The organism is Pseudoponticoccus marisrubri (assembly GCF_001482405.1).
Lineage (GTDB): Bacteria > Pseudomonadota > Alphaproteobacteria > Rhodobacterales > Rhodobacteraceae > Pseudoponticoccus > Pseudoponticoccus marisrubri.
In genome coordinates, this window is record NZ_LPXO01000107.1 from 1 (window position 1) to 258 (window position 258).

General features: G+C 58.5%; 1 protein-coding gene. It reads right to left on the minus strand.

Translation table 11 applies throughout. The features are described from left to right. Positions 1–258, minus strand: a 258-nt coding sequence (locus AVJ23_RS22075; protein WP_157772804.1) for an aminotransferase class I/II-fold pyridoxal phosphate-dependent enzyme, incomplete at both ends; no start/stop codon positions are given.

Below are 258 nucleotides of genomic sequence, written 5' to 3' on the forward strand. Positions count from 1 at the left end.
GATAGAGGCGTACTGGGTTGGCAGCGGCATGGCGCAACCGTGATAGGTCCGGTAAAGCAGAAACTTTTCCAGTATTTCCCCATCACCGGCCACAAAGCCAGAGCGCAGTCCCGGGAGGTTCGAGCGCTTGGAGAGACTGTGGAATACCACACAGCGACGATAGTCGGTGCGGCCGAGCTCTTCGCATACCTGCAACAGGCCAACGGGCGGACGGCCTTCGTCGAAATAGAGTTCGGAGTAGCACTCGTCCGAGGCAAT